The sequence below is a fragment of the Microtetraspora niveoalba genome, from assembly GCF_001570405.1.
Classification (GTDB): Bacteria; Actinomycetota; Actinomycetes; order Streptosporangiales; family Streptosporangiaceae; genus Microtetraspora; species Microtetraspora niveoalba.
Genome location: NZ_BBYM01000005.1, coordinates 49,233 through 72,912, shown reverse-complemented (window position 1 = coordinate 72,912; position 23,680 = coordinate 49,233). Strand labels below are relative to the sequence as shown.

Genomic DNA, 23,680 nt, shown 5'->3' with positions numbered 1-23,680 from the left:
GCGGATCCCGGGCGAACGGCGGCCGGCCTCGATAGCCTCCCTTTGTGGCCCATGTGACACACGAGCAGTTGGACCGGCTGCTCGAACAAGCACTGCTGCTCGACGACCACGGTGCGCTGGCGCGTCAGCTCGACACGCTGGCCCGGGTCTACGAGTCCGGAGAGATGTCGCGCGCGGCGATCCTCGTCATGGCGGCGGAGGAGTGGCGGCAGGCGGGCCAGCCCGCGGTGGCCCTCGACCGTTTCCACGAGGCCGCGCGGGACGGCGGAGAGGTCCTCGTGGACCCGCGATCGGGCATCGCCGACACGCTCTTCGAGCTCGACCGCCCCGACGAGGCGCGAGAGGTCATCGCGGCGATCCGTGACGGCGTCTGGAACCCCGCCACGGCGCTCACCGTCGCCGAGACGCTGGTCGCGTACGGGGACCTGGACGGCGGCCACGAATGGGCGACCGAGGGGGCCGCGGCCTGCGCGCCCGGCACCACCATGCGGGAGGCGCTGCTGCGCACCAGATACCGCATCAGGGTCGATCTGGGGCTGCCCGAGGACGATCTGGACGCCTCACTCGACATCGCCCGCTGACCGCACGCCGTCCACTCCCGGCCCGTACGTGCGGACGCCGTCTCCGCATCGCCTGTGCGGATGCCATTTGTGGGCACGTGGACCGCTGTCCGGACGCCGCGCCACGTGCATGTGGGCCGGATGCCGATTCCGGCGAGCACATGGATCAGACGTCGTCCCGAGGGAGCGAGCGGACGTGGTGCCGACCCCGTGGAGCACGTCCCGCCGGACATGACGAAGGGGCCGCGGTCGCGGCCCCTTCTCGTCTCGTCGTCCCCGCTCACCCAGGAGCGGGCGCGTACGGCCCCGCTACGGCAGGACCGTGGTGTCGATCAACTTCTTGGCGATCTCGGCAACCGCCCCGTCCTTCTTGCCCGGCCGCGTCCCGGGGGCCTTCGGCGCCGTCCGCTCCGCCTCACGCGGTGCCGTCCGCTCCGCCTCGCGCGGTGCCGTCCGCTCCGCCTTGGCCCGCTTTCCCTGTTCGTGCCGCTTCGCCGGCCTGCCCTGCTTATCGAGGGCCGGCTGCGCGCCCGGGACCTGCCGTGCCGCCGGCTCTCCGGCCTGCCCGCCGGTGGCGTCGGGCCGGGCGGGGATCGCGGGCAGCGCCGGGACGTCCGGCAGCTCGGGGATCCGCACCGGTACGGCGAGGGCCCGCGGCAGGCCGGCGGCCACGGACGTGGCCCCGGCCGCCGGCGGGGTGCCGGGAAGGCCCGGGAGGCCCTGGCCCGCGGCCGCGCCCCCGGCGTCGGCGATGCTGAGCACGCCGGCCGCCGAGGAGAGGCCGGGCAGGCCGGCCGCCTGGGCGACCTTGTCGATCGTGATCGTGCGGGCGGCCCGGGCCGGGCCGTTCGTGAGGGCGGCCTCGCAGACCGCCGCCGTCGTCTCGCCCGCGCACGGTCCCGCCGCCGCGACCGCCGGACCGCTGGCGAACCAGCTCACTCCGGCGGTCATGGTGGCGAGCACGGCATGCCGTCCGCGGATGCTCCGAGATGTCCCTGACATCGCAATCCCCCCGATTGCTTTACGTGTCTTGACGAACACAGAACGTACCGCCGAGGGGATCGCAAGGGGCCAGCTTGGGCCAATGGTGGGGGAGTCCTTACCGAACGGCCCGCACGGAAAGGGTGTCCCCGGCCTCGTCGAGGTCCACGGCCACGTCGTCGCCGTCGCGGATCTCGCCGGACAGCAGCGCCTTGGCCAGCGTGTCGCCGATCGCCGACTGGATCAGCCGCCGGAGCGGGCGGGCGCCGTACACCGGGTCGTAGCCGGTCAGCGCGAGCCACTCGCGGGCGCCGGGCGACACGGACAGTGTGAGCCTCCGGTCGGCGAGCCGCGCCCCCAGGCGTGACACCTGGAGATCGACGATCTGCGACAGCTCCTCGGTGCCCAGCGCGTCGAACACGATGACGTCGTCGAGCCGGTTGAGGAACTCCGGCTTGAAAGCGCCCCTGACCGCCGTCATCACGGCCTCGCGCTTGGCGCCGTTCTCCATCGTGGGATCGACCAGGAACTGCGATCCGATGTTGGACGTGAGGATCAGGATCGTGTTCCTGAAGTCGACCGTGCGCCCCTGGCCGTCGGTGAGCCGGCCGTCGTCCAGCACCTGCAGCAGCACGTCGAAGACCTCGGGGTGCGCCTTCTCGACCTCATCGAGCAGCACCACCGTGTACGGCCGGCGGCGCACGGCCTCGGTGAGCTGGCCGCCCTCCTCGTAGCCGACGTATCCAGGAGGCGCGCCGACGAGCCGGGCCACGCTGTGCTTCTCGCCGTACTCGCTCATGTCGATGCGGGTCATCGCCCGTTCGTCGTCGAACAGGAACTCGGCGAGCGCCTTGGCCAGCTCGGTCTTGCCGACGCCCGTGGGGCCGAGGAAGAGGAAGGACCCGGTCGGGCGGTCGGGGTCGGAGATGCCCGCCCTGGCCCGCCGTACCGCGTCGGACACGGCCTGCACGGCGGAGCGCTGGCCGATCAGGCGGCGGCCGAGCTCGTCCTCCATGCGCAGCAGCTTGGCGGTCTCGCCCTCAAGGAGGCGGCCCGCGGGGATGCCGGTCCAGGACGAGATGACGTCGGCGATGTCGTCGGGGCCGACCTCCTCCTTCACCATCGGCGGCTCGTCGGTCTCCTCGGCCTCCTCCGCGGCCCTGGTCGCCTCGGCCAGCTCCTTCTCCAGCCGGGGCACCTCGCCGTACATCAGCCGGGACGCGTCCTCGAACTTGCCGTCGCGCTGGGCCCGCTCGGCCGCGCCGCGCGCCTCGTCGAGCTGCTTCTTCAGCTCGCCGACCTTGTTGAGCCCGGCCTTCTCACGCTCCCACCGGCCGACGAGGCCGTTGAGCTCCTCCTGGCGGTTCGCCAGCTCCTCGCGGAGCTTCCCCAGCCGCTGGCGGCTCGCCTCGTCGGTCTCCTTGACGAGGGCCAGCTCCTCCATCTTGAGCCGGTCCACGATGCGCTGGAGCTCGTCGATCTCGACCGGGCGCGAGTCGATCTCCATGCGCAACCGGGACATCGACTCGTCGACCAGGTCGATGGCCTTGTCCGGCAGGAACCGCGCCGTGATGTAGCGGTCGGAGAGCGTCGCGGCGGCCACCAGCGCGCTGTCGGAGATCTGCACCTGGTGGTGGGCCTCGTAGCGGCCCTTCAGCCCGCGCAGGATCGCGATCGTGTCCTCGACCGTGGGCTCGCCCACGTAGACCTGCTGGAACCGGCGCTCGAGCGCGGGGTCCTTCTCGATGCGCTCGCGGTACTCGTCGAGCGTGGTCGCGCCGATCATCCGCAGCTCGCCGCGCGCCAGCATCGGCTTGAGCATGTTGCCGGCGTCCATCGCGCCCTCGGCCGCGCCCGCGCCGACCATGGTGTGCAGTTCGTCGATGAACGTGACGATCTGGCCGTTGCTCTCCTTGATCTCGTTGAGCACGGCCTTGAGGCGCTCCTCGAACTCGCCGCGGTACTTCGCGCCCGCGACCATCGAGCCGAGGTCGAGCGCGACGAGACGCTTGTTCCTGAGGCTCTCCGGCACGTCGCCGGCGATCATCCGCTGGGCCAGGCCCTCGACCACCGCGGTCTTGCCGACGCCGGGCTCGCCGATCAGGACGGGGTTGTTCTTCGTGCGGCGGGAGAGCACCTGGATGACCCGGCGGATCTCCGTGTCCCGGCCGATGACCGGGTCGAGCTTGCCGGACCTGGCCCGCTCGGTGAGGTCGACGCCGTACTTCTCCAGGGCCCGGTAGGTGTCCTCGGGGGTCTCGCTGGTGACCCGGGCGTGGCCGCGCACCTTCTCGAACGCGTCGAGCAGCGCGTTCGGCGTCGCCCCCTGCGACGTGAGCAGGCCGGCGACCGCGCCGCCGTCGGCCGCGAGGCTCACCAGCAGGTGCTCGGTCGAGACGTACTCGTCCTCGAGCTGCTTGGCGCGCTGGGCGGCGGTGTTCAGCACGGTGAGGAGCTGCCGGGAGCTCGACGGGGCGCTCACCGTGGCGCCGTGCGCCTTGGGCAGCGCGGCGAGCAGCTCCTCGGCCTTGGTCCGGAGCTGCTTCCAGTCGGCGCCCACCGCCTCCAGGAGGGGAACGGCGGTGCCGCCCGTCTGGGCGAGCAGCGTCGTGAGGAGGTGAGCGGGGGCCACCTCGGGGTTGCCCTCGGCGGCCGCCCGCCGGACCGCCCCGGCCAGGGCCTCCTGGCTCTTCTGCGTCAGCTTGTAGTCCATGGTGGTTCGTGGCCTCGCTTCGCTCAGCGGGCACGCGTCACCGGCGCGTCGGCTGTCACCCGCCCGGGCGGTCGAGGGGCCCTGCGCTCCCCGAACCGCTCGGCGGGTTCACCGCCACGCGGCACGCGGTCCCGTGAATTCCCGGATCAGGCTGGTGGAAGTTCGTATCTGACCAGTGCGCGCATCATGGTCAGCTCGCCGCGGAGCCGCACCACCTCGTCGCGCAGGCGCAGGTTCTCGGTTTCGAGTTCGAGGATGCGCTTGATGCCGGCGAGGTTGATGCCGTCCTCCTGCGAGAGCCGTTGCACCTCGCGCAGCAGCACGATGTCCCTCGTCGAGTAGAGCCGCCCGCGCCCGGCCGTACGCCCCGGGCTGACCAGCCCGAGCCGGTCGTACTGCCGGAGTGTCTGCGGGTGCAGTCCGGAGAGCTGGGCGGCCACCGAAATGACGTAGACCGGTGTGTCGTCGGACAGATCGAAGAAGTTGGCATCCATGCGCTCACTCGCTTCTGGCCTGCTTGATCAGCTCTTCTCTCAGGTCGGTGCCCTCGCTGGCGTCGCGGAACTCCTCAAGAGCCGCCTTCGCCTTGTCGTCGAGGTGCGACGGCACCATCACCTGAACGGTGACGAGCAGGTCGCCCTTGGTGCCGTCCTTGCGGGGGGCTCCCCGGCCGCGCACGCGGAACGTGCGCCCGTTGGGCGTGCCCTCCGGGACGCGCAGGGTTACCGGCATGCCCTTCAGGGTGGGCACCTTGATCTCGGCGCCGAGCGCCGCCTCGGGGAACGTGACCGGCACGGTGACCGTGAGGTTCTCGCCCGTGCGGCCGAACACCGGGTGCGGCTTGACGTGGACCTGGACGTAGAGGTCGCCCGCGGGGCCGCCGTTCTCGCCGGGTGCGCCCTTGGCCTTGAGCCGGATGCGCTGGCCGTCACCGACGCCCGCCGGGATGCGGGCCTGGATGGTGCGGGTGCTCTTGCCCCGGCCGCTGCCCTCGCACACCGGGCACGGCTCGTCCACGATCAGACCCCGGCCACGGCAGTCGCGGCACGGCTCGGAGAAGGCGAAGTTCCCCAGGTTGCGGCTGGCCGCGCCGGTGCCCTCGCAAGTCGGGCAGACGCGCGGCGTGGTGCCCGCCTTGGCGCCCGTGCCGCTGCACGCGGCACAGGCGGACGAGCTGGTCAGTCGCAGCGAGACCGTGGTGCCCTCGATGGCCTCGGCGAACGACATCGTGACCTCGGACTCGATGTCCTGGCCGCGGCGCGGCCGGGTGGCGCCGGTCGCCGTGGTGCGGCCGCCGCCCCGGTTGAACAGGCCGCCGAACAGGTCGCCGATGCGGTCACCCGCCCCGCTGTGCCCGGAGCCGCCGCCGGAGAACAGGTCGCCGAAGTCGAAGTTGAAGCCGCCGCCCCGCGACGCGCCGGTGCCGGCGTATCCGCCGATCCCCGACCCGAACAGGGTGCGGGCCTCGTCGTACTCCTTGCGGCGCTTGGTGTCGGAGAGCACGTCGTAGGCCTCGGAGACCTCCTTGAACTTCTCCTCGGTCTCGGTGTTGCCCTTGTTGGCGTCCGGGTGGTACTGCCTGGCCAGCTTCCGGTACGCCGTCTTGATCTCTGCGGCGGTGGCGGACTTGGGCACACCAAGGACGGCGTAATAGTCCTTCTCCAGGTAGTCCTTGGTGCTCATCTATCGCTTTCCTCCGCGCAAGGGGGTGTCTCTGGTTTCTCTCCCGATCCTGCCGGATCGGGAGAGAAACGCGGGGTTTCAGTTCTGGTCGGATTCGCCGGAGTCGGCGTCGGCGGACTCAGGCGCCTCGGCCGCGGCGGTCTCGTCCGGCTCCGCGACGGCGACCCGGGCCGCGCGCAGGACCTGCTCGCCCATGCGGTAGCCGGGCTGCAGGATCTCGACGCATGTCGGCTCGGAGACGTCGGCGGAGTAGCTGTGCAGGAGCGCCTCGTGCACGTTCGGGTCGAACGGGTCGCCCTTCGAGCCGTACCGCACCAGGCCGAGCTTTCCGAGCGTCGCTTCCAGCGACTCGCTCACCTTGGCGAAGCCGCCGGTGAGTTCACCGTGGTCGCGGGCCCGGCCGATGTCGTCGAGCACCGGAAGCAGCTCGGCCAGCACGGTCGCCACCGCCTGCTCGCGGACCGCGACACGATCGCGCTCCACCCGCTTGCGGTAGTTGGCGTACTCCGCGTGGAGCCGCTGCAGGTCGGCGGTGCGCTCCGCGAGCAGGTCCGCCCCGGCGCCGCCGCCCGCAGGAGCGGCGGTCTCCTCCGGCGCGGTCGTCCCAGTGTCCGCCGCGGCGTCCGCGGCGGCCTGGGCCGCCCCGTCCGGGCCGGCCGCGTCGGAGGGCTTTCCGGCGCGGGCCGTCCCGGTCTCCGGGTCGATCTTGCGGTTGTCGCGGATCACCGGCTCCTGCTCGGAACCGTTCTCACGCGGGCTCACTTGTTGCCGCCCTCCCGCTTCGGCTCGTCGTCCACGATCTCGGCCTCGACGACGTCCTCGTCGGCCTTCGCCTGGCCGTCGCCCGACGGGGCGGCGCCCTCGGCGCCGGCGGCCGCGCCCTGCGACTGGGCGTAGATCGCGGACCCCATCTTCTGGCTGACGGTCGCGAGCTTCTCGGCGGAGGCGCGGATCGCGGCCGAGTCGGTGCCCTCAAGGGCCTTCTTCAGCTCGGCGAGCGCGTCGTTGACCTCGGTCTTGACGTCGGCCGGGACCTTGTCGTCGTTGTCGTGCAGGAACTTCTCGGTCTGGTAGACCAGGGCGTCCGCGTTGTTGCGGACCTCGGCCTCCTCGCGGCGCTTCTTGTCATCTTCGGCGTAGGACTCCGCCTCGCGCATCATGCGCTCGATGTCGTCCTTGGCCAGCGCGGAGCCGCCGGTGATCGTCATCGACTGCTCCTTGCCGGTGCCGAGGTCCTTGGCGCCGACGTTGACGATGCCGTTCGCGTCGATGTCGAAGGTGACCTCGATCTGCGGGATGCCGCGCGGCGCCGGAGCGATGCCGGTCAGCTCGAAGGTGGCCAGCTTCTTGTTGTACGCCGCGATCTCGCGCTCGCCCTGGTAGACCTGGATCTGCACCGACGGCTGGTTGTCCTCGGCGGTGGTGAACACCTCGGACCGCTTGGTCGGGATCGTGGTGTTCCGCTCGATGATCTTGGTGAAGATGCCGCCCTTGGTCTCGATGCCCAGCGACAGCGGGGTCACGTCGAGCAGCAGGACGTCCTTGACCTCACCCTTGAGCACACCGGCCTGGAGGGCGGCGCCGATCGCCACGACCTCGTCCGGGTTGACGCCCTTGTTCGGCTCCTTGCCGCCGGTCAGCTCCTTGACCAGGTCGGTCACGGCCGGCATGCGGGTCGAGCCGCCGACGAGCACCACGTGGGCGATGTCGGAGACCTTGATGCCGGCGTCCTTGATGACCTGGTGGAACGGGTGCTTGCAGCGCTCGAGCAGGTCGGCGGTGATCCGCTGGAACTCGGCGCGGGTCAGCTTCTCCTCAAGGTGCAGCGGGCCCTCGGCCGAGGCGGTGATGTAGGGCAGATTGATCGTGCTCTCGGACTGGCTCGACAGCTCGATCTTGGCCTTCTCCGCCGCCTCGCGCAGGCGCTGGAGGGCCATCTTGTCCTTGGACAGGTCGACGCCGTGGGCGTTCTTGAAGCGGGTCACCAGTTCGTCGACGACGCGCTGGTCCCAGTCGTCGCCGCCGAGGTGGTTGTCACCGCTGGTGGCGCGGACCTCGACGAAGCCGTGGCCGTCCTCCTGGCCGACGTCGAGCAGGGACACGTCGAAGGTGCCACCGCCGAGGTCGAAGACCAGGATGGTCTGGTCCTTCTCCTTGTCGAGGCCGTAGGCCAGGGCGGCCGACGTCGGCTCGTTGATGATCCGGAGCACGTTGAGGCCCGCGATGGTGCCGGCCTCCTTGGTGGCCTGCCGCTGGGCGTCGTTGAAGTACGCCGGGACGGTGATCACCGCGTCGGTGATCTTCTCGCCCAGGTAGGCCTCGGCGTCCTGCTTGAGCTTCTGCAGGACGAAGGCGCTGATCTGCTGCGGGGTGAACTTCTTGCCGTCGATCTCGACGGACCAGTCGGTGCCCATCTCTCGCTTGACCGAGCGGATCGTCCGGTCGACGTTGGTCACGGCCTGCCGCTTGGCGACCTCGCCGACCAGGACCTCGCCGTTCTTCGCGAAGGCGACCACGGACGGGGTGGTCCGCGAGCCCTGCGCGTTCGCGATGACGGTGGGCTCACCGCCCTCGAGGATCGAGACGACGGAGTTGGTCGTCCCCAGGTCGATACCTACCGCACGTGCCATGAGTTCGTCCTTGTGGTCAAAGTTGAGTCGGTACGGCTCAATACTGAGTCGCGCTTCAGGCTTTGTCAAACGACTTGAGCCTAGTGGACTCAACCCCACGGCGCGCGGGTGGATTCCCGGGTTTCTCCCGTCCTGACGAGGGCGTGAGCCGTACGGTCAGCGCTTGGCGCCGTCGACGACCACGCGGTCGCCGAGCGGGGCCCTGAGCTTCACGATCGTGCTCTTCTTGACGGCGATCATGATGCACATCTGGGCGTCCTTCCCGCGGCCCTCATAGAGGGTCACGATGACCTTCCTCCCGGTCTCCTTGACCCCGACCCGGTCGAGCACCGAGCAGGGTTCGACGCCGGACCACCAGGTGACGCGCAGGTATCTGCCGTTCCTGATCGGCTTGGCCGAGGTCCACCTGACCGCGCGCGGGTCGATGGTGCCGCCCCTGGGCTTCACCGGGGTAGGCGCGGCGGCCGGGGCCGGAACGTCCGCAGGGGAGGCGGGGACGGCGGACGCGGCCGGCGCGCCCGAGGAGGCCAGGGAGGCCGCGGCCGTCCCGGCGATCGTGATCAGGAGCGTCGCGGCCAGCGCCGCCGTTCGTGGAATGGTCCGCATGACCGTATTGACGGAGCGCCTCCGCGGCCGGTTCATCACTTGGCGCCGTCCACCACCTCGCGCCCGTCGAGCGGCGCGGAGAGCCGCACCGTCGTCGTCTTCTCGACGGCGATTTCGATGCAGGCGGTGTCGGGGAAGTGCGGGTCGCGGCCCTCGTAGATCGTGACGGTGACGCGCTTCGCGGCCTCCTCCACCTCGACCCGGTCGAGCACCGTGCAGGGGGCGACGCCGGACCACCAGACGAGGGTGAGCGACGTGCCGTCCGCCGACGGCGTCGCGCTGGTCCAGGGGATCTTCCGAGGGTTGAGCGTGTTACCCATGGGCGTCTCCGGTGAGGGTGTCCCGCGGACGGGCTCCGATTGTGCGGGCGCGCTGGTCGTGCCGTCGCCGCCGGGCGGCGCGGACGTCCCCGCGGAGCCCGGCGCGCCGGGCGAGGCGGACGACGTGGACGGCTGCTGCCCGCACGCGACCGCCGTGAACAGGAGTGCCGTGAACAGGAGCGTTGTGGCCGGGAACCTTCGCATATCTCATTAAACGAGGTGGCGGCCCGGCCGGTTCGAGCGATGTTGACGGGGTGTCGCACGAGGTCTAATTTCAACACATGATGAATTTATCCGGACCGGCGGTGGCCGTACGGGACCTGCGGGTTTCCCGGGGCGGCGCCGAGGTCCTGCGCGGCCTCACCTTCGAGGTGCCGCGCGGACAGGTGACGGGCCTGCTCGGGCCCAGTGGATGCGGCAAGACGACCCTGATCCGCTCGATCGTGGGCGTGCAGATCGTCGGGAGCGGGGAGGTGACCGTGCTCGGCGCTCCGGCGGGCAGCCCCGCCCTTCGCCGCAAGATCGGCTACTCGACGCAGAGTGCCGCCATATATCGGGATCTGACGGTGCTGGAGAACCTGCGGTACTTCGCCAAGGTCCTCGGGGCGGGCAAGGGCGACGCCGAGCGCGTACTGGAGGAGGTCGGCCTCGCGGGCGCGGGCGACCGGCTGGGCTCCGCGCTCTCCGGCGGGCAGCTCGGCCGGGCCAGCCTGGCCGTCGCGCTCCTCGGCTCGCCGGAGCTGCTGCTGCTCGACGAGCCGACCGTCGGTCTCGACCCCGTGCTGCGCCAGGACCTCTGGCGGCTCTTCCAGAGCCTCGCGGAACGCGGCGTGACCCTGGTCGTCTCCAGCCACGTCATGGACGAGGCGGCCCGGTGCCATCGGCTGATCATGCTCAGGGAGGGCGAGATCCTGGCCGACGGCGCCCCCGGCGAGCTGCGTGAGCGCGCCGGGACCGTCGATCTGGAAGAGGCGTTCCTGCGCCTCGTCGAGGAGAGGGCGGAGAGCGTCCGATGAGTCCCGCGATCACCTTCGCCACGGCGGGCCGCATCCTCGCCCAGCTCCGCCACGACCGCCGCACGCTCGCGCTGCTCGTCGGCGTGCCGAGCCTGCTGATGATCCTGCTCAGGTACGTCATCGACGACCCGGCGTCGTTCGACCGGCTGGGCCCGACGCTGCTCGGCATCTTCCCGTTCGTCGTGATGTTCATGGTCACCTCGATCACGACCCAGCGGGAGCGGGCGACCGGCACGCTGGAACGGCTGATGGCCGGCCCGCTCGGGAAGTTCGACCTGCTGCTCGGCTACGCCCTCGGGTTCGGGGCGGTGGCCGCGGCCCAGGTCGCGGTGGTGCTCGCCATCTCCCTCACCTGGCTCGGCCTGAACGTCGCCGGCTCGGTGGGGACGCTGGTCCTGGTGGCCGTGCTCGACTCGCTGCTGGGCATGGCCCTCGGCCTGTTCTTCAGCGCCTTCGCCCGCACCGAGTTCCAGGCGGTGCAGTTCATGCCGGCGGTCGTGCTGCCCCAGTCGCTGCTGTGCGGGCTCATCGTCCCGCGCGACGCCATGGCGTCCTGGCTGGAGCGGCTGTCCGACGTCATGCCGCTCTCGTACGCGGTGGAGGCGATGGGGGAGGCGGCCAGGACCGCGGACCTCACCGGCGTCCTGGTCCGCGACATCCTGATCGTGGCCGGGTGCGTGGTCCTGTCGCTCGTCCTCGGCGCCGCCACGTTGCGCCGCCGTACGGGGTGAACGGGGCGGCCCGGGGCCGTCGGTAAGCTGCGGACGTCCCTGCCAGCCCCTACCAGCGAGGAATGGTCATGATCGCGATTCTCGGCACCGGCAAGATGGGTGAGGCGCTGCTGTCCGGGCTGGTCCGGGCCGGGCTGCCGCCGAGCGAGATCATCGCGACCGCGCGGCGTGAGGACCGGGCGCAGGCGCTGCGCGAGAGCTACGGCGTGCGCGTGGTCTCCAACGCCGAGGCGGCGAAGGCGGCCGACACCATCATCCTCGCCGTCAAGCCGCAGGACATGGCGAGCCTGCTCGCCGAGATCGCCCCGTACGTGCCGGCCGACCGGCTGGTGATCTCCGCCGCGGCGGGCATCACCACCGCGTTCGTGGAGTCCCGGCTCGGGGAGGCGGTGCCGGTGGTCCGCGTCATGTCCAACACGCCGGTCCTGGTCGACGAGGCGATGAGCGTGATCTCGCCGGGGGCGCACGCGGGCGAGCGCCACCTGGAGCGCACCGAGGCCCTGCTCAAGCCGGTCGGCAAGGTGCTGCGCATCCCCGAGTCGCAGCAGGACGCCGCGACCGCGCTGTCGGGCAGCGGCCCGGCCTACTTCTTCTACCTGGTCGAGGCCATGGTGGACGCCGGGATCCTGCTCGGGATGCCGCGTGCCGCCGCCCTCGACATGGTCACCCAGTCGATCGTCGGCGCGGCCATCATGCTGCGCGACTCGGGCGAGCACCCGGTGATCCTGCGCGAGGCGGTCACCTCGCCCGGCGGGACCACCATCTCGGCGATCGCCGAGCTCGAACGCCACAAGGTCCGGGCCGCCTTCCTGGACGCCATCGAGGCCGCCAGGGACCGCAGCCGCCAGCTCGCCTCCGGCTGATTTCGCACTCCGGGCTCCGCGCCACGCGAGGAATAGGATAGAAACTTTCCTTTTCCGGCGGCATCATTCCTCTGGCAACTTCGGGGCGTTGGCAGTGAGGGTGACGTGGCGGAAGCCGTACAGGCCGTGGCGGGGGTGGGGCGGCGACCGCTCTGGACGCCCGATTTCGGGTTCTATTTCACCGGGCGCGTGGTGTCGATGCTCGGCGACACCATGCTGCCGGTCGCGATCTCGCTGGGCGTGCTGGGCGCGGGTTACGGCCCGACCGGGGTCGGCTTCGTGCTCGCCTCGTGGATGGCGCCGTTCGGGGCGCTGATCCTCTTCGGCGGCGTCTTCGCCGACCGGTTCACCGCCCGGCGGATGATGATCGGCGCCGACCTGGTGCGGCTGGTCAGCCAGTCGGCGATGGCCGCCGTCTTCATGATCGGTACGCCGCCGCTGTGGCAGATCGTGGGCCTGTCGGCGATCAGCGGTTCGGCCGCCGCGATGTTCCAGCCCGGCGTGAGCAGCATGGTGCCCCAGGTGGCGTCCGACCTGCAGCGGGCGAACGCGACGCTGCGCGTGGCCGACGCCATCGCCCAGTTGCTCGGCCCCGCGCTGGCGGCCGTCCTCGTCGGCGTCGGCGGCGCCGGGCTCGTCTTCGTCGTGGACGCGTCGACGTTCGCGGTGAGCGCGGTCTGCCTGCTGCTCATGCGTGTACGGCCGTTGCCCAGTCTCTCGGCCGGCTCCTCGATGCTGCGCAATCTGCGCGAGGGATGGGACGAGTTCCGCTCCCGCACCTGGATGTGGAGCGTCATCGTCATCTGGTCCTTCTACGGGGTGCTGGTGTTCGGCCCGCTGCTGCCCCTGGGCGCGGCGCTGGTCACCGAGGACCACGGCCGGACCGCCTACGGCTGGATGATGTCGGCCGCCGGGGCGGGAACGGTCGTCGGCGGTCTGGTCGCGGCCTGGTTCCGGCCGTCGCGCCCGCTCATGACCGGGGCGATCGCGATGACGCTGTACTTCCTCGAACCGCTCGCGCTCGCCCTGCACGCGCCGCTGCCGGCGCTCGCGGCGGCCTTCGCCACCACCGGCGCGGTGTGGGGGTTCTGGTCCGTGATGTGGGCGACGAGCGTGCAGAGCCAGGTCACGCAGGACGTGCTGAACCGGGTGACGGCGTACGAGGTGGGCGGGTCCACGCTGAGCATGCCGGTGGGCCAGGCACTGGCCGGTCCGGTCGCGGCCCACCTGGGCGCGGAGAACGTGCTGATGGCCGGGTTCGCGGTCGGGCTCGCCGGCATCGCCTTCCTGCTCGGCATCCCGGCCATTCGCGGCCTGCGCCGCGTTTCCGCGCCGGCGGGGGAGCCCGTCCCCTCGTAGACGCACCGCGCGGACGCCACGCGCTGTGTCCCCCACACCGTCCTCGTGGCCGGATTTGCATCGATATTTCGGTACGTGATCGGGATAAGTGGCGTATGCCACGAGGGGGAGGATCCCCGCCCAGGGGCGTACGGTAGCGTCACGATCGTGCGGCGAGGAGGCGGCGGCATGATCGAGCGAACCGGCGAGCCAGGATGCGGCCGCGTCCGCGTGCTCTGGGACGACGCCCTGACGTCGTACGACTTCGGCCCCGGGCATCCGCTCGCGCCGGTCCGGGTGGAGCTGACCATGGCGCTCGCCCGCGACCTCGGCGTCCTCGACCGGGTCGAGATGGCCGGATGCGCCCCGGCGAGCGACGACGAGCTCGCGATGGTCCACCGCCGCGACTACATCGAGGCGGTCAAGGCGGTCTCGAAGACCGGCCGGCCCGATCTCGGCTGCGGGCTGGGCACCACCGACAACCCCGCCTTCGCCGGCGTCCACGAGGCGTCCGCGCTGATCACCGGAGCATCCATCGAGGCCGCGCGGTCGGTGTGGACGGGTGAGGCGGGGCACGCCGTCAACGTGGCCGGCGGCCTGCACCATGCCATGGCCGCGACGGCCAGCGGGTTCTGCGTCTACAACGACCCGGCCGTCGCGATCGCCTGGCTGCTCGCCCAGGGGGCGGAGAAGGTGGCGTACGTGGACGTGGACGTCCACCACGGCGACGGCGTGCAGGCCGCGTTCTACGACGACCCGCGGGTGCTCACGATCAGCCTGCACGAGAGCCCGCGCACGCTCTTCCCCGGCACAGGCTTCCCCGGCGAGACCGGGGCGAACGGCAGCGCGGTCAACGTGGCGCTGCCCGCGGGATGCGGGGACGCCGGCTGGCTGCGCGCCTTCCACGCGGTCGTGCCGCCGCTGCTGCGGGAGTTCGGCGCCGAGATCCTCGTCACCCAGCACGGATGCGACAGCCACGCCCTCGACCCGCTGGCCAACCTCATGCTCAGCCTGGACGGCCAGCGCGCGGCCTACGCCGCGCTGCACCGGCTGGCGCACGAGACGTCGGGCGGCCGGTGGGTCGTCACCGGCGGCGGGGGATACGAGCTGGTCCAGGTGGTGCCGCGCGCGTGGACCCATCTGATCGCGGAGGCGTCCGGACATCCCGTCGAGCCGTCGACGCCGACCCCGCCGAGCTGGCGGGCACTGGTCACGGAGCGGACCGGCGAGGTGCCTCCGCTGTCGATGACCGACGGGCACCGGCCGGCGTACTCCGACTTCTCTGGCGGTTACGACCCGGGCGACCCGATCGACCGGGCCATCGTGGCCACCAGGAAGGCCGTCTTCCCCTTCCACGGATTGGACCCCCTGCCATGACGGGAATCCCGGTCGCGCGAGGAGCGCTGTGGCACCTGTGAACGTTCCCTCCCGCACAGATCTCCGTGACCACCTGATCAGGACGCGCATCGCGGGCGACGTCGCCACGCCGCGCGAGAACAACCTCGACAACTACCGCTCCCTGGCCAACCGCGACCCCCACTACATGTTCGGCCTGTCGTTCGCGGCCGAATGGAGCTTCCGCGACGTGCTGGAGCAGATGGCCAAGTCGGTGGGCGTCGTGGCCGACCCGGAGCACCGGGAGGGCCAGGACACGATCGACCCGGACCTGACCATCGACGCGATCGAGGCGATGGGCGACCGCGTCGGGGAGGTGCTGGCCAGGGGCAACGCGCGCATCGTCATCGCCACCGGCCATCCGACGGGACTGCTGACCGTCCACCTCGCCCTCGCCAGGCTCGCCCGCTCGGCCGGGGCGACCCTGCTCACCCCGGCGGAGAGGTGGAGCTACATGGGCAACGGGCTCGGGCGCGTACGCCGGATCCGCTATCTCGACGACGTCGCGATGCTGGACGACGGCGCCGCCCTGGTGCACACCCACGACCCGGACCCGATGCGCGCGATCCTGGCGGAGGAGCGGCCCGACTTCGTGATCGCCGACCACGGCTGGGCGGGCGCGGCGGGCGAGGCGGGCGTCGAGACCGTGGGGTTCGCGGACAGCAACGATCCCGCGCTCTTCGTCGGCGAGGCGGAGGGGAAGATCGCCGTCGCGGTGCCGCTCGACGACAACGTGTTGCCGAGGCATTACGGTCCGCTGACGGACTACCTCGTCGCCAGGATCGCCACTCACCTCTGAACGCGCAGCGGACCGTCCGTTTCGCGTAATTCGCACTCCCCTTTGCCCCCTCTTGTCGGGTGTTTGCCGACCCTTTCGTGAGCCGGGGCGACCCTTGTGTGAGAGAAGTTGGTTCGTTCCAGCATCGAGGTGAGCGGGCACGTCGCGACTGCTACCAGCGGCTTTCTCCATATGGACGGCATAAGGCTGCGGTGACTGATGAAATGGGGGGTTTGCCTACTCGCAGTCCCGACTTACGCTGACGGCAGTACACGTGCGTGAGCGATGGCACCAGTGGGGATAACCCGGAAACACGTGCGGAAGAGGCGTCCGATGGGTGCAGGCGAAAGACCTCTCAGCGAGGTGAAGTTCCTGACGGTGGCGGAAGTCGCCACGGTCATGCGAGTGTCCAAGATGACGGTGTACCGGCTCGTCCACTCAGGTGAGCTGCCGGCCATCCGTGTCGGCCGATCCTTCAGGGTGCCCGAGCAGGCGGTACACGACTACCTCAGGGATGCGTTCATCGAGGCCGGATGACACGCCGAGGCGACGCGGACCCGCGCTGACCAGGCGCGCGGTCCGGTGTCGGCCACGCGGTGTCCCCCAGGGGGCGATCGACCGTGGATCGCCGGTAGTCTGTTGTGCCGGTGTGCGCTCGCGCACCGGTCTGGCATTCTCAACCTTCACCTGGGGGTCCCGTGGGCTCTGTGATCAAGAAGCGCCGCAAGCGCATGGCCAAGAAGAAGCACCGCAAGCTGCTCAAGAAGACGCGCATCCAGCGGCGTAACAAGAAGTAGTAATACGGCGCGCACCGGTCCCCGAGGGGCCGGGCGACCGTGAACTCCATTCCCCCACCAGTCCCCCAGTGAGGCCGCGATGACCCACACAGTGCTGGTCACCGGGGTCTCGCGCCACATCGGAGCACGAGTGGCGAGCGTGCTCGCCGCCGACCCGGGTGTCGGCCGGGTCGTCGGAGTGGACACGGTTCCGCCGCCGTCGCCGGCCCGAGCCGGCGGCTCCCAGGCCGGTCGCCTCGAGTTCGTCCGCGTCGATCTGCGCAGTCCGGACATCGCGCAGGTCATCGCGGCGGCGGACGTCGACGTCGTCGTGCACATGAGCCTGATCGGCGGCCCCTCGCGGAGCCGGTCGGCCGTGAAAGAGCACAACGTCATCGGCACGATGCACCTGCTCGGCGCGTGCCAGCGCTCGACGTCCGTGCGCAGGGTGGTGGTGCGGTCCACGACCGCCGTCTACGGCTCGGCGCCGAACGACCCCGCCGTCTTCACCGAGGACGGCGAGCCCGCCGAGGCGCCGCATTCGGGGTACGCCAAGGACGCCGGCGACGTCGAGGGCTACGTCCGGGGCTTCGCCAGGCGGCGTCCCGACGTGGTCACCTCGACGCTCCGTTTCGCCAACTTCATGGGACCCGGGGTGGACTCGCCCCTCACCCGGTACTTCACGCGGCCGGTCCCTCCGAGGGTGCTCGGGTTCGACCCGCGGCTGCAGTTCGTCCACGAGGACGACGGGGTCGAGGCGCTGCGGCGGATGGCCCTGGAGGACCATCCCGGCACGTTCAACGTGGCCGGCGACGGCGTGCTCCTGCTGTCCCAGTGCCTGCGGCGGGCGGGCCGGCTCTCGCTGCCCGTCCCGTCGCCGCTCTTCCGCCTGCTGGGAGAGGTGGCGCGGACCGCCGGCGGCGTGGACTTCTCCCCGGAGCAGCTCAAGCTGATGTGCCACGGCAGGGTCGTGGACTGCGGGCGGCTGACCCGGGAGCTCGGGTGGCGGCCCAAGTTCGGGACGGCCGCCGCCTTCGAGGACTTCCTCCGCTCGCGCGGCGTCTCCGGCGGCCTCACCGCGGCCGTGGCCGACCGGCTGTCCGATCTCGCTTCGAGCCGATCCGCCCCGCCGCGGGACGACCTGTGAAGCGACCGAAGGCGTGGGTGACGTGACGCGTACCTCCGATGAGGGCTCGCCCGGCGTTCCCGGGGACGCCCGGGAGCGGTCGGGCGACGAACGGCTCGCCGAGCTGCTCGCGTTCCTGCGCCGCCGCGTCACCGGCGAGTACGAGGTGGACGAGTTCGGCTTCGACCCCGAGTTGAACGACAAGGTCGTGCTCGAACTGCTCCGGCCGGTCTACCGGCACTGGTTCCGGGTCGAGACCTCCGGTCTGGAGCACGTGCCCGCCGATTCGGGGGCGCTCGTCGTGGCGAACCACTCGGGCACGCTGCCGGTCGACGCGCTGATGATGCAGGTCGCGCTGCACGATGAGGCGCACCGTCCGGTCCGGCTGCTCGGCGCGGACCTCGTCTACCAGTTGCCCGTGCTCGGCCACCTGGCCCGCAAGACCGGGCACACGCTCGCCTGCCCCGAGGACGCCGACCGCCTCCTGCGCGGGGGCGAGCTGGTCGGCGTCTTCCCCGAGGGGTTCAAGGGCGTCGGCAAGCCGTTCTCGCAGCGCTACAGGTTGCAGCGGTTCGGCAGGGGCGGCTTCGCCGCCTCGGCGATCCGGGCCGGGGCGCCGATCATCCCCTGCGCGATCGTCGGCGCCGAGGAGATCTACCCCAAGATCGGCGACATGCCCGCGCTGGCCCGGCTGCTCGGCCTGCCCTACCTGCCGATCACCCCGCTCTTCCCGTGGCTCGGGCCGCTCGGGCTGGTGCCGCTGCCGTCCAAGTGGCTGATCGAGTTCGGCGAGCCGATCAGGACGGACGACTACGATCCGATCGACGCCGACGACCCCATGCTGGTCTTCAATCTCACCGACCAGGTGCGCGAGACGATCCAGGGCCTGCTCGACACGCTCCGGCGACGCCGCGGCCCCGCCTTCCCCTGACATGACAGGGGATCACGGGCTGCCCTAATCTGAGGGGTCGCGAAGCGTCCCCGGAGGCCGCTCCGCGAGGCTTCCTTCCTCCACACCGCCATTCGACGGGGGCGTACGGGTGACGGCATCAGTTGCTCTCCAGGCAGGCGATCCCCAGTTCATCGGTCCGTACCGGCTGATCCGCCGCCTCGGGGCCGGTGGGCAGGGCATCGTCTATCTCGGGACCGATCCGTCGGGCGCCGCGGTGGCGGTCAAGATCCTCCGGCCGGAGATCGCGCACGACGACGTCACCCGCGAGCGTTTCGCCCGGGAGGTGGGCGTCGCGCGCCGGGTGGCCTCGTTCTGCACCGCCCAGTTCCTCGCCGCCGACCTCTGGTCGAACCCGCCGTACATCGTCACCGAGTTCGTGGACGGGCCGTCCCTCCAGGACGAGGTGACCCGGCACGGGCCGCGCGGCGGGGCCGCCCTGCACCGGCTCGCCGTCGGGACCGCGACCGCTCTCACCGCGATCCACGAGGCGGGACTGGTCCACCGGGACTTCAAGCCCGGCAACGTGCTGCTCGGGCAGGACGGCCCGAGGGTGATCGACTTCGGGATCGCCCGTGCGCTCGACGCGACGGCGACGGTCGGCGGCCAGGTCATCGGCACCCCGGCGTACATGGCGCCGGAGCAGGTCGTGGGGGCGCCGATCGGTCCTCCGGCCGACGTCTTCGCCTGGGGCGCGGTCGTCGCGTTCGCGGCCACGGGGCGCTCGCCGTTCGCGGCCGACTCCGCTCACGCCGTCCTCTACCGGGTGATCAACGCGGAGCCGGAGATCGACGGTGTGCCGGAGCCCTTGCGCTCCCTGGTGCGCCACTGCCTGGCGAAGGACCCGGGGGCGCGGCCGCCCATGCGGGAGGTGCTGATGCGGCTCCTCGGGTCGGGCGACCCGGCCACCGCATCGACGCCTACACAGACGTCGACGCCGGTGCCGATGTCGCCCGGCGCCCCGGAGACCCCGGCGGGGCGCGGCGCCGACACGGAGCCTCCCGCGAGCCGGGCCGCCGCCGAGGCGACGAGCGCGGGATGGGCGGGGCGAGTGGCCCTCGGCGGCGTGAGCGCGGTGCTGGCCGTACTGGTCGGCGCGGCCTCCTTCTGGCTCTGGCAGGGGTGGGGCGGGGACGGCGAGGCGGCGAACGACGGCGACGGCCGCTCCGCCACGAGCAGTCCCGTCGCCGGACGCCCGACCGAGACCGCCGCCCCGGCGCCGCCACGCTTCTCCCGGGCCTTCCAAGGAGCGTGGAAGGGGGCGCTGGCGCAGAGCGACGGCCGCAGCCACCCCATGATCGTGACCATCCGGGCCGGGGCGCGCTCCGCGACCGTCCGCTACCCGGATTTGGGATGCAGCGGGCGTCTCACCCTGGCCGGCCGCGCCCCGGACGGGCGGTTCCTCCTGCGCGAGACGATCACCGAGGGCACCCGGTGTTCCCAGGTGGGCGCGTTCACGATGAAGGCGAGCCGCTCGGCTCTCACGCTGATGTACATCCCGCAGGGGGCCGACGCCTACAGCGCCACCGTCACGCTGGTCCGCGCCTCACCGGGCGCGTCCGGCTGACCTTCCGGTCGTTCCGGCCCCGCATTTTTTACCCGGGCTTATCGGTCTCGGGGTCTAACAATGGCTGCTACCGGTCGGTATGGTGTACCCCACCAAGAGGAGTACATCATGCACCAAAGCGGGATAAAACGGAAAGTACTGCTCGCCGGTATGGCACTGGGATACGCCGCCGGGGTGGTCCGGCGGCGGGCGGAAGCCGTACCGGCCGTGGTGGGCGACTCCCGGATCGGCTGCCTCGTCGGCAAGCCGATGACCGTGATCACAGATGATGGTGTGCACCTCGCCGCCGACGTCGACGAGCATCCCGATCCCGAGGTGGCCGTGGTGTTCGCGCACGGATGGATGATGAACCGGCACTGCTGGCACATCCAGCGCGAGGCCCTGGCCGGCCGCCGGGCCACGTTCGTCTTCTACGACCAGCGCGGGCACGGCGCCTCCTCCACCGGACCGATCGACGACTGCACGATCGACCGGCTCGGCGACGACCTGGCGGCGGTCATCGAGCAGGCCGTGCCCGACGGCGTGCCGGTGGTGCTGGTCGGCCACTCGATGGGCGGCATGAGCATCATGGCGTTCGCCGCCCGGCATCCGGAGCTGCTCGCCTCCCGGGTGCGCGGCGTCGCCATGCTCAGCACGTCGTCCGGCGGGCTGTCCCGGCACACGTTCGGCCTCCCGTGGCCGGTGGGCCGGATCGCCGGACTGATCACGCCGATCGTGTTCGAGGGCATGCTGGCCCGCGCGGCGTGGATCGACCGCAGCGTCGCCCTGAAGACCCGCACCCACCTGCCGGTGGCCCGCTTCATCGCCTTCGGCGGCGGCGCCCGGCCCGACCACGTGCGCTTCGTCAGCGACGTGGCGGCGGCCACCCCGACCGAGGTGATGGTCGGCTTCTTCCGCGGCCTCTGCGTCCACGACAAGCTGGCCGCGCTCACAGCGCTCAGCGCGGTCGAGACCCTCGTCATGGTCGGGGAGGACGACCGCGTCACCCCTCCCGAGCACAGCCGCAGGATCGCGGAGTCCCTGCCCGGCGCGCGGCTCACCGTCGTCCCCGGCGCCGGTCACATGATCGGCTTCGAGCGGCCGGACGCAGTCAACCAGGCGCTCGGCGACTTCCTCGACCGCGCCACCCGCCTCGCGTCGCGCTGACCGGCCGGAGGGCTCAGGACGAGCGGTAGTGCCTGCGCAGCGCGATGCCCGCCGCGATGCCGCCCGCGACCGCGCCCGCCGTCGCGGCGATCGGCAGGCCGATCAGCGTCGCCTTGCGTCCGGTGCGGAAGTCGCGGATCTGCCAGCCGTTCTCCTTGGCGTGCTCGCGCAGCTCGCTGTCCGGGTTGATCGCGCAGGGCCGGCCGACCAGCGACAACATGGGCAGGTCGTTGGCCGAGTCGCTGTACGCCGAGCAGTGGGACAGGTCGAGCCCCTCCCTGCGGGCCAGCGCCCGGATCGCCTCCGCCTTCGCCGGGCCGTGCAGGAGGTCGCCGACCAGCCGGCCGGTGTAGACGCCGTCCGCGGTCTCGGCCACCGTGCCCAGCGCGCCGGTGAGGCCCAGCCGCTGGGCGATCACCCGGGCCAGCTCGACCGGGGTCGCGGTGACCAGCCACACCCGCTGCCCCGCGTCCAGGTGGGCCTGCGCCAGCGCGCGCGTCCCGGACCAGATGCGGTCGGACATGACCTCGTCGTAGATCTCCTCGCCGAGGCGCACCACGTCGTCGACCTTCAGACCCGCGACGAAGGCCAGCGCCGTCTCCTTGGCCTTGGCGATGTGCTCGGGGTTCTCGTTGCCGCGCACCCGGAACCAGGCCTGGCCGAGGGCGAACCGCACCAGGTCGTTGGTGGTGAACAGGCCCCGCGAGGCCAGGCCGCGGGCGAAGTGGTAGATCGAGGCGCCGCGCATCATCGTGTTGTCCACGTCGAAGAACGCCGCGGCGGCCGGGTCCGGCTCGGCGCTCGGGGTCGGCACCGCCGCCGCGGCCGCCACCTCACCCGCGATCTCCGCCGCTTCCCGCCGTCGCATTAGCCGCCTCATAGGGCATCAGCTTAACCGGACGCCTGCGGATGACGGTGTACGCGGCGTTAGCACCGTGTGACCGTATTCCGTCGGGATTCCGGGCGGCGCGTCATTGGACGGGCGTGGCGAAGGTGTCGATGTAGGTGAGGTACCTGGTCGCCTTGTCGCGGTTCTCCCGGTCGAGCTTCGGGAGCAGCGGCTCCACCATGGTCCGCTGCTCGCGCGCGAACCGCTGTACCTCTTCTCCCTCTGGCCGGTCGGCGCGCCGTCTGACCCGGCTCAGCGCGGCCCGGGTCGTACGCGCCATGTCGTCCAGGGCCTGGGTGATCAGCCGGTCCCGGTCGGGGCCCGCGGCGCCGGCCAGCGTCGCCGCCTCGGCCGCGCGCTGCCGGGCGGCCGTCATCTCGCGCTTCGCCCGCTCCGCGTCGCTCACGGCCAGCCGCAGCACGGTCGCCTCCGCCGCCCGCTTCACCGGGTAGAGAATGTCCCCCGGCACCGAGTCGTACGCGCGGGCGCCGGTCGCGAACATCACGCCGAGGAGCACCGTGAACACCGCGAGAGGGCGGAGCCGTACGAGCGGGGAGGGGCGGCGGACCTCGGGACGCTCGGCGGGGGGCTCGGCGGCGGGTCTCCGCTCGGCGGCGTGCGCCTCCAGCAGGTCCGCACGCAGCCGCGCGCGGAAGTCGGGCCGGGGAGCCGCGCCGATCCGGGAGCCGGCCTCGGCGATCCGCGTGGTGACACGGCCGGCGGCACGCTCCGTCCCCCTGGCCCGTCGCCGGCGCCCCGGCCGCCACCAGCCCATGAACGCTCCCGAGATCCCCCGCTGCCGATCCACGTCTGTGCCCTGCCCAACGAGGTGGCCGGGCCCGGGTTACGGTACGTGAGCTAACCGAGATCTTTGGGCAGCGCGCGGGCCAGGGCCTTGATCGCGCGGAACTGGAGCGCCTTGATCGCGCCGCTCTGCTTGCCCATGATCATGGCCGTCTCCGCGAGCGACATGCCGTGCAGGAAGCGCAGCACGACGCACTCCTGCTGCTCGGGGTTGAGCCGGGTGATCGCCCGGAACACGTGCTCGTTGACCATGCTGGCGACGACGGCGTTCTCGGGGATGTGGTCGCCGTCCAGAGGCGTGTCGAGGATCTCGCCCGTGCACACTTCGAGCCGGCTGCGCCCCGACTTGAAGTGGTCGGTGACCAGGTTCCTGGCGATGGTGACCAGCCAGGCGCCGAAGTCGCGTCCCTGCCAGGTGAAGTCCGCGATGCCGCGCAGGGCCCGCAGGAACGTGTCGCTCGTCAGGTCCTCCGCGAGCGCGTGCGAACCCACGCGGAAGAAGACGTAGCGGTAGACGAGATCGACGTAACGGTCGTAGAGCATGCCGAACGCCTCGGTGTCGCCGGTCTTGGCGCGCAGGACCAGCGTGCGCATCTCGTCGTGTTCGAGCTGCGCCGCCGCGGGGACGGCGGGAGGCGCCTGCCGCACCACTCCAGTGGCTGGAGGGGAGAGCCCGGCGAACGGCCACGATGTCGGCATCCGGTGATCCCATGGGGGAAGGGGAGTCGGCGTGCTCGAACACTCTAGAAATCATCGCGAGATTACACAATCCGCCGTGCATGGTAATCACTTCGCGTAACGGGACGCGG

At 71.5% G+C, this 23,680-nt stretch carries 24 protein-coding genes; 13 read left to right on the top strand and 11 right to left on the bottom strand.

Going from position 1 to position 23,680, the window contains the following annotated elements; all coding sequences use genetic code 11:
• Positions 1–44: 44 nt before the first annotated feature.
• Positions 45–581, top strand: coding sequence for a hypothetical protein (locus tag AWQ70_RS04820; protein WP_067170934.1), 537 nt, complete (start codon positions 45–47; stop codon positions 579–581).
• Between the two features lie 288 nt (positions 582–869).
• On the opposite strand, the gene AWQ70_RS04815 is transcribed toward AWQ70_RS04820, so the two are convergent.
• The 8 genes from AWQ70_RS04815 to AWQ70_RS04780 all read right to left on the bottom strand — a co-directional run bounded on the left by AWQ70_RS04815 (position 870) and on the right by AWQ70_RS04780 (position 9,697).
• Complete coding sequence (locus AWQ70_RS04815) at positions 870–1,562, bottom strand: hypothetical protein (protein WP_157529888.1); 693 nt, start codon at positions 1,560–1,562, stop codon at positions 870–872.
• Positions 1,563–1,659: 97 nt separating this feature from the next.
• A complete protein-coding gene (gene clpB, locus AWQ70_RS04810; RefSeq protein WP_067170928.1) occupies positions 1,660–4,254 on the bottom strand; it encodes an ATP-dependent chaperone ClpB in 2,595 nt (864 codons plus the stop codon).
• 146 nt (positions 4,255–4,400) lie between these two features.
• Positions 4,401–4,748: a heat shock protein transcriptional repressor HspR gene (locus AWQ70_RS04805; RefSeq protein ID WP_067170924.1), complete on the bottom strand. Its 348-nt coding sequence runs from the start codon at positions 4,746–4,748 to the stop codon at positions 4,401–4,403.
• Positions 4,749–4,752: 4 nt separating this feature from the next.
• Positions 4,753–5,937, bottom strand: coding sequence for a molecular chaperone DnaJ (gene dnaJ / locus AWQ70_RS04800; RefSeq protein ID WP_067170921.1), 1,185 nt, complete (start codon positions 5,935–5,937; stop codon positions 4,753–4,755).
• A 78-nt stretch (positions 5,938–6,015) separates the two neighbouring features.
• Positions 6,016–6,699, bottom strand: coding sequence for a nucleotide exchange factor GrpE (grpE, locus tag AWQ70_RS04795; protein ID WP_084516529.1), 684 nt, complete (start codon positions 6,697–6,699; stop codon positions 6,016–6,018).
• The gene (gene dnaK, locus AWQ70_RS04790) at positions 6,696–8,567 is read right to left on the bottom strand and encodes a molecular chaperone DnaK (RefSeq protein WP_067170918.1); all 1,872 of its coding nucleotides are present in this window, start codon (positions 8,565–8,567) and stop codon (positions 6,696–6,698) included. Before dnaK ends, grpE begins: the two co-directional genes overlap by 4 nt.
• A 156-nt stretch (positions 8,568–8,723) precedes the next feature.
• Positions 8,724–9,173 carry a hypothetical protein gene (locus AWQ70_RS04785; RefSeq protein ID WP_245646744.1) on the bottom strand — a complete coding sequence of 150 codons (450 nt, stop codon included), beginning with the start codon at positions 9,171–9,173 and terminating at the stop codon, positions 8,724–8,726.
• 35 nt (positions 9,174–9,208) lie between these two features.
• The gene (locus AWQ70_RS04780; protein ID WP_067170915.1) at positions 9,209–9,697 is read right to left on the bottom strand and encodes a hypothetical protein; all 489 of its coding nucleotides are present in this window, start codon (positions 9,695–9,697) and stop codon (positions 9,209–9,211) included.
• A 77-nt stretch (positions 9,698–9,774) separates the two neighbouring features.
• Between AWQ70_RS04780 and AWQ70_RS04775 the strand changes: the two genes are divergently transcribed.
• The 12 genes from AWQ70_RS04775 to AWQ70_RS04725 all read left to right on the top strand — a co-directional run bounded on the left by AWQ70_RS04775 (position 9,775) and on the right by AWQ70_RS04725 (position 21,178).
• Positions 9,775–10,509, top strand: a complete 735-nt coding sequence (locus tag AWQ70_RS04775) for an ABC transporter ATP-binding protein (protein WP_218004420.1) — start codon at positions 9,775–9,777, stop codon at positions 10,507–10,509.
• Complete coding sequence (locus AWQ70_RS04770; protein WP_067170911.1) at positions 10,506–11,240, top strand: ABC transporter permease; 735 nt, start codon at positions 10,506–10,508, stop codon at positions 11,238–11,240. Before AWQ70_RS04775 ends, AWQ70_RS04770 begins: the two co-directional genes overlap by 4 nt.
• A 68-nt stretch (positions 11,241–11,308) precedes the next feature.
• Positions 11,309–12,103 (top strand): pyrroline-5-carboxylate reductase, encoded by a 795-nt coding sequence (gene proC / locus AWQ70_RS04765; protein ID WP_084516550.1) that lies wholly within the window; start codon positions 11,309–11,311, stop codon positions 12,101–12,103.
• 105 nt (positions 12,104–12,208) lie between these two features.
• A complete protein-coding gene (locus tag AWQ70_RS04760; protein WP_067170905.1) occupies positions 12,209–13,462 on the top strand; it encodes an MFS transporter in 1,254 nt (417 codons plus the stop codon).
• 168 nt (positions 13,463–13,630) lie between these two features.
• Entirely contained in the window at positions 13,631–14,818 is a 1,188-nt protein-coding gene (locus tag AWQ70_RS04755; protein WP_373282306.1) for an acetoin utilization protein AcuC, read from the top strand.
• A gap of 37 nt (positions 14,819–14,855) precedes the next feature.
• Positions 14,856–15,635 carry a phosphatase gene (locus AWQ70_RS04750; RefSeq protein WP_067170902.1) on the top strand — a complete coding sequence of 260 codons (780 nt, stop codon included), beginning with the start codon at positions 14,856–14,858 and terminating at the stop codon, positions 15,633–15,635.
• Between the two features lie 312 nt (positions 15,636–15,947).
• Positions 15,948–16,151 carry a helix-turn-helix domain-containing protein gene (locus AWQ70_RS04745; protein WP_030456159.1) on the top strand — a complete coding sequence of 68 codons (204 nt, stop codon included), beginning with the start codon at positions 15,948–15,950 and terminating at the stop codon, positions 16,149–16,151.
• Between the two features lie 161 nt (positions 16,152–16,312).
• Positions 16,313–16,411: a 30S ribosomal protein bS22 gene (locus AWQ70_RS37330; RefSeq protein WP_018654693.1), complete on the top strand. Its 99-nt coding sequence runs from the start codon at positions 16,313–16,315 to the stop codon at positions 16,409–16,411.
• A gap of 79 nt (positions 16,412–16,490) precedes the next feature.
• Positions 16,491–17,537, top strand: a complete 1,047-nt coding sequence (locus AWQ70_RS04740; protein ID WP_067170899.1) for an NAD-dependent epimerase/dehydratase family protein — start codon at positions 16,491–16,493, stop codon at positions 17,535–17,537.
• Between the two features lie 22 nt (positions 17,538–17,559).
• Entirely contained in the window at positions 17,560–18,447 is an 888-nt protein-coding gene (locus tag AWQ70_RS04735) for a lysophospholipid acyltransferase family protein (RefSeq protein ID WP_067171420.1), read from the top strand.
• Between the two features lie 109 nt (positions 18,448–18,556).
• The gene (locus AWQ70_RS40400) at positions 18,557–20,032 is read left to right on the top strand and encodes a serine/threonine-protein kinase (protein ID WP_067170896.1); all 1,476 of its coding nucleotides are present in this window, start codon (positions 18,557–18,559) and stop codon (positions 20,030–20,032) included.
• A 150-nt stretch (positions 20,033–20,182) separates the two neighbouring features.
• Positions 20,183–21,178 (top strand): alpha/beta fold hydrolase, encoded by a 996-nt coding sequence (locus tag AWQ70_RS04725; RefSeq protein WP_245646742.1) that lies wholly within the window; start codon positions 20,183–20,185, stop codon positions 21,176–21,178.
• Between the two features lie 13 nt (positions 21,179–21,191).
• On the opposite strand, the gene AWQ70_RS04720 is transcribed toward AWQ70_RS04725, so the two are convergent.
• The 3 genes from AWQ70_RS04720 to AWQ70_RS04710 form a co-directional block, all read right to left on the bottom strand.
• On the bottom strand, positions 21,192–22,058 hold the full coding sequence (locus tag AWQ70_RS04720) for an HAD family hydrolase (RefSeq protein WP_067170891.1): 867 nt from the start codon (positions 22,056–22,058) through the stop codon (positions 21,192–21,194).
• 91 nt (positions 22,059–22,149) lie between these two features.
• On the bottom strand, positions 22,150–22,875 hold the full coding sequence (locus AWQ70_RS04715) for a DUF5667 domain-containing protein (RefSeq protein WP_157529886.1): 726 nt from the start codon (positions 22,873–22,875) through the stop codon (positions 22,150–22,152).
• 50 nt (positions 22,876–22,925) lie between these two features.
• Complete coding sequence (locus AWQ70_RS04710; protein ID WP_067170884.1) at positions 22,926–23,570, bottom strand: sigma-70 family RNA polymerase sigma factor; 645 nt, start codon at positions 23,568–23,570, stop codon at positions 22,926–22,928.
• Positions 23,571–23,680 lie beyond the last annotated feature (110 nt).

Coding starts and splice junctions, on each gene's coding strand:
- dnaJ (WP_067170921.1), bottom strand. CDS start 5,937: ATGAGCACCAAGGACTACCTGGAGAAGGACTATTACGCCGTCCTTGGT.
- AWQ70_RS04745 (WP_030456159.1), top strand. CDS start 15,948: ATGGGTGCAGGCGAAAGACCTCTCAGCGAGGTGAAGTTCCTGACGGTG.
- AWQ70_RS04740 (WP_067170899.1), top strand. CDS start 16,491: ATGACCCACACAGTGCTGGTCACCGGGGTCTCGCGCCACATCGGAGCA.
- AWQ70_RS04770 (WP_067170911.1), top strand. CDS start 10,506: ATGAGTCCCGCGATCACCTTCGCCACGGCGGGCCGCATCCTCGCCCAG.
- AWQ70_RS04805 (WP_067170924.1), bottom strand. CDS start 4,748: ATGGATGCCAACTTCTTCGATCTGTCCGACGACACACCGGTCTACGTC.
- AWQ70_RS04720 (WP_067170891.1), bottom strand. CDS start 22,058: ATGAGGCGGCTAATGCGACGGCGGGAAGCGGCGGAGATCGCGGGTGAG.
- AWQ70_RS04710 (WP_067170884.1), bottom strand. CDS start 23,570: ATGCCGACATCGTGGCCGTTCGCCGGGCTCTCCCCTCCAGCCACTGGA.
- AWQ70_RS04755 (WP_373282306.1), top strand. CDS start 13,631: ATGATCGAGCGAACCGGCGAGCCAGGATGCGGCCGCGTCCGCGTGCTC.
- AWQ70_RS04725 (WP_245646742.1), top strand. CDS start 20,183: ATGGCACTGGGATACGCCGCCGGGGTGGTCCGGCGGCGGGCGGAAGCC.
- AWQ70_RS04815 (WP_157529888.1), bottom strand. CDS start 1,562: ATGTCAGGGACATCTCGGAGCATCCGCGGACGGCATGCCGTGCTCGCC.
- AWQ70_RS04780 (WP_067170915.1), bottom strand. CDS start 9,697: ATGCGAAGGTTCCCGGCCACAACGCTCCTGTTCACGGCACTCCTGTTC.
- clpB (WP_067170928.1), bottom strand. CDS start 4,254: ATGGACTACAAGCTGACGCAGAAGAGCCAGGAGGCCCTGGCCGGGGCG.
- AWQ70_RS04775 (WP_218004420.1), top strand. CDS start 9,775: ATGATGAATTTATCCGGACCGGCGGTGGCCGTACGGGACCTGCGGGTT.
- proC (WP_084516550.1), top strand. CDS start 11,309: ATGATCGCGATTCTCGGCACCGGCAAGATGGGTGAGGCGCTGCTGTCC.
- dnaK (WP_067170918.1), bottom strand. CDS start 8,567: ATGGCACGTGCGGTAGGTATCGACCTGGGGACGACCAACTCCGTCGTC.
- AWQ70_RS04785 (WP_245646744.1), bottom strand. CDS start 9,173: ATGCGGACCATTCCACGAACGGCGGCGCTGGCCGCGACGCTCCTGATC.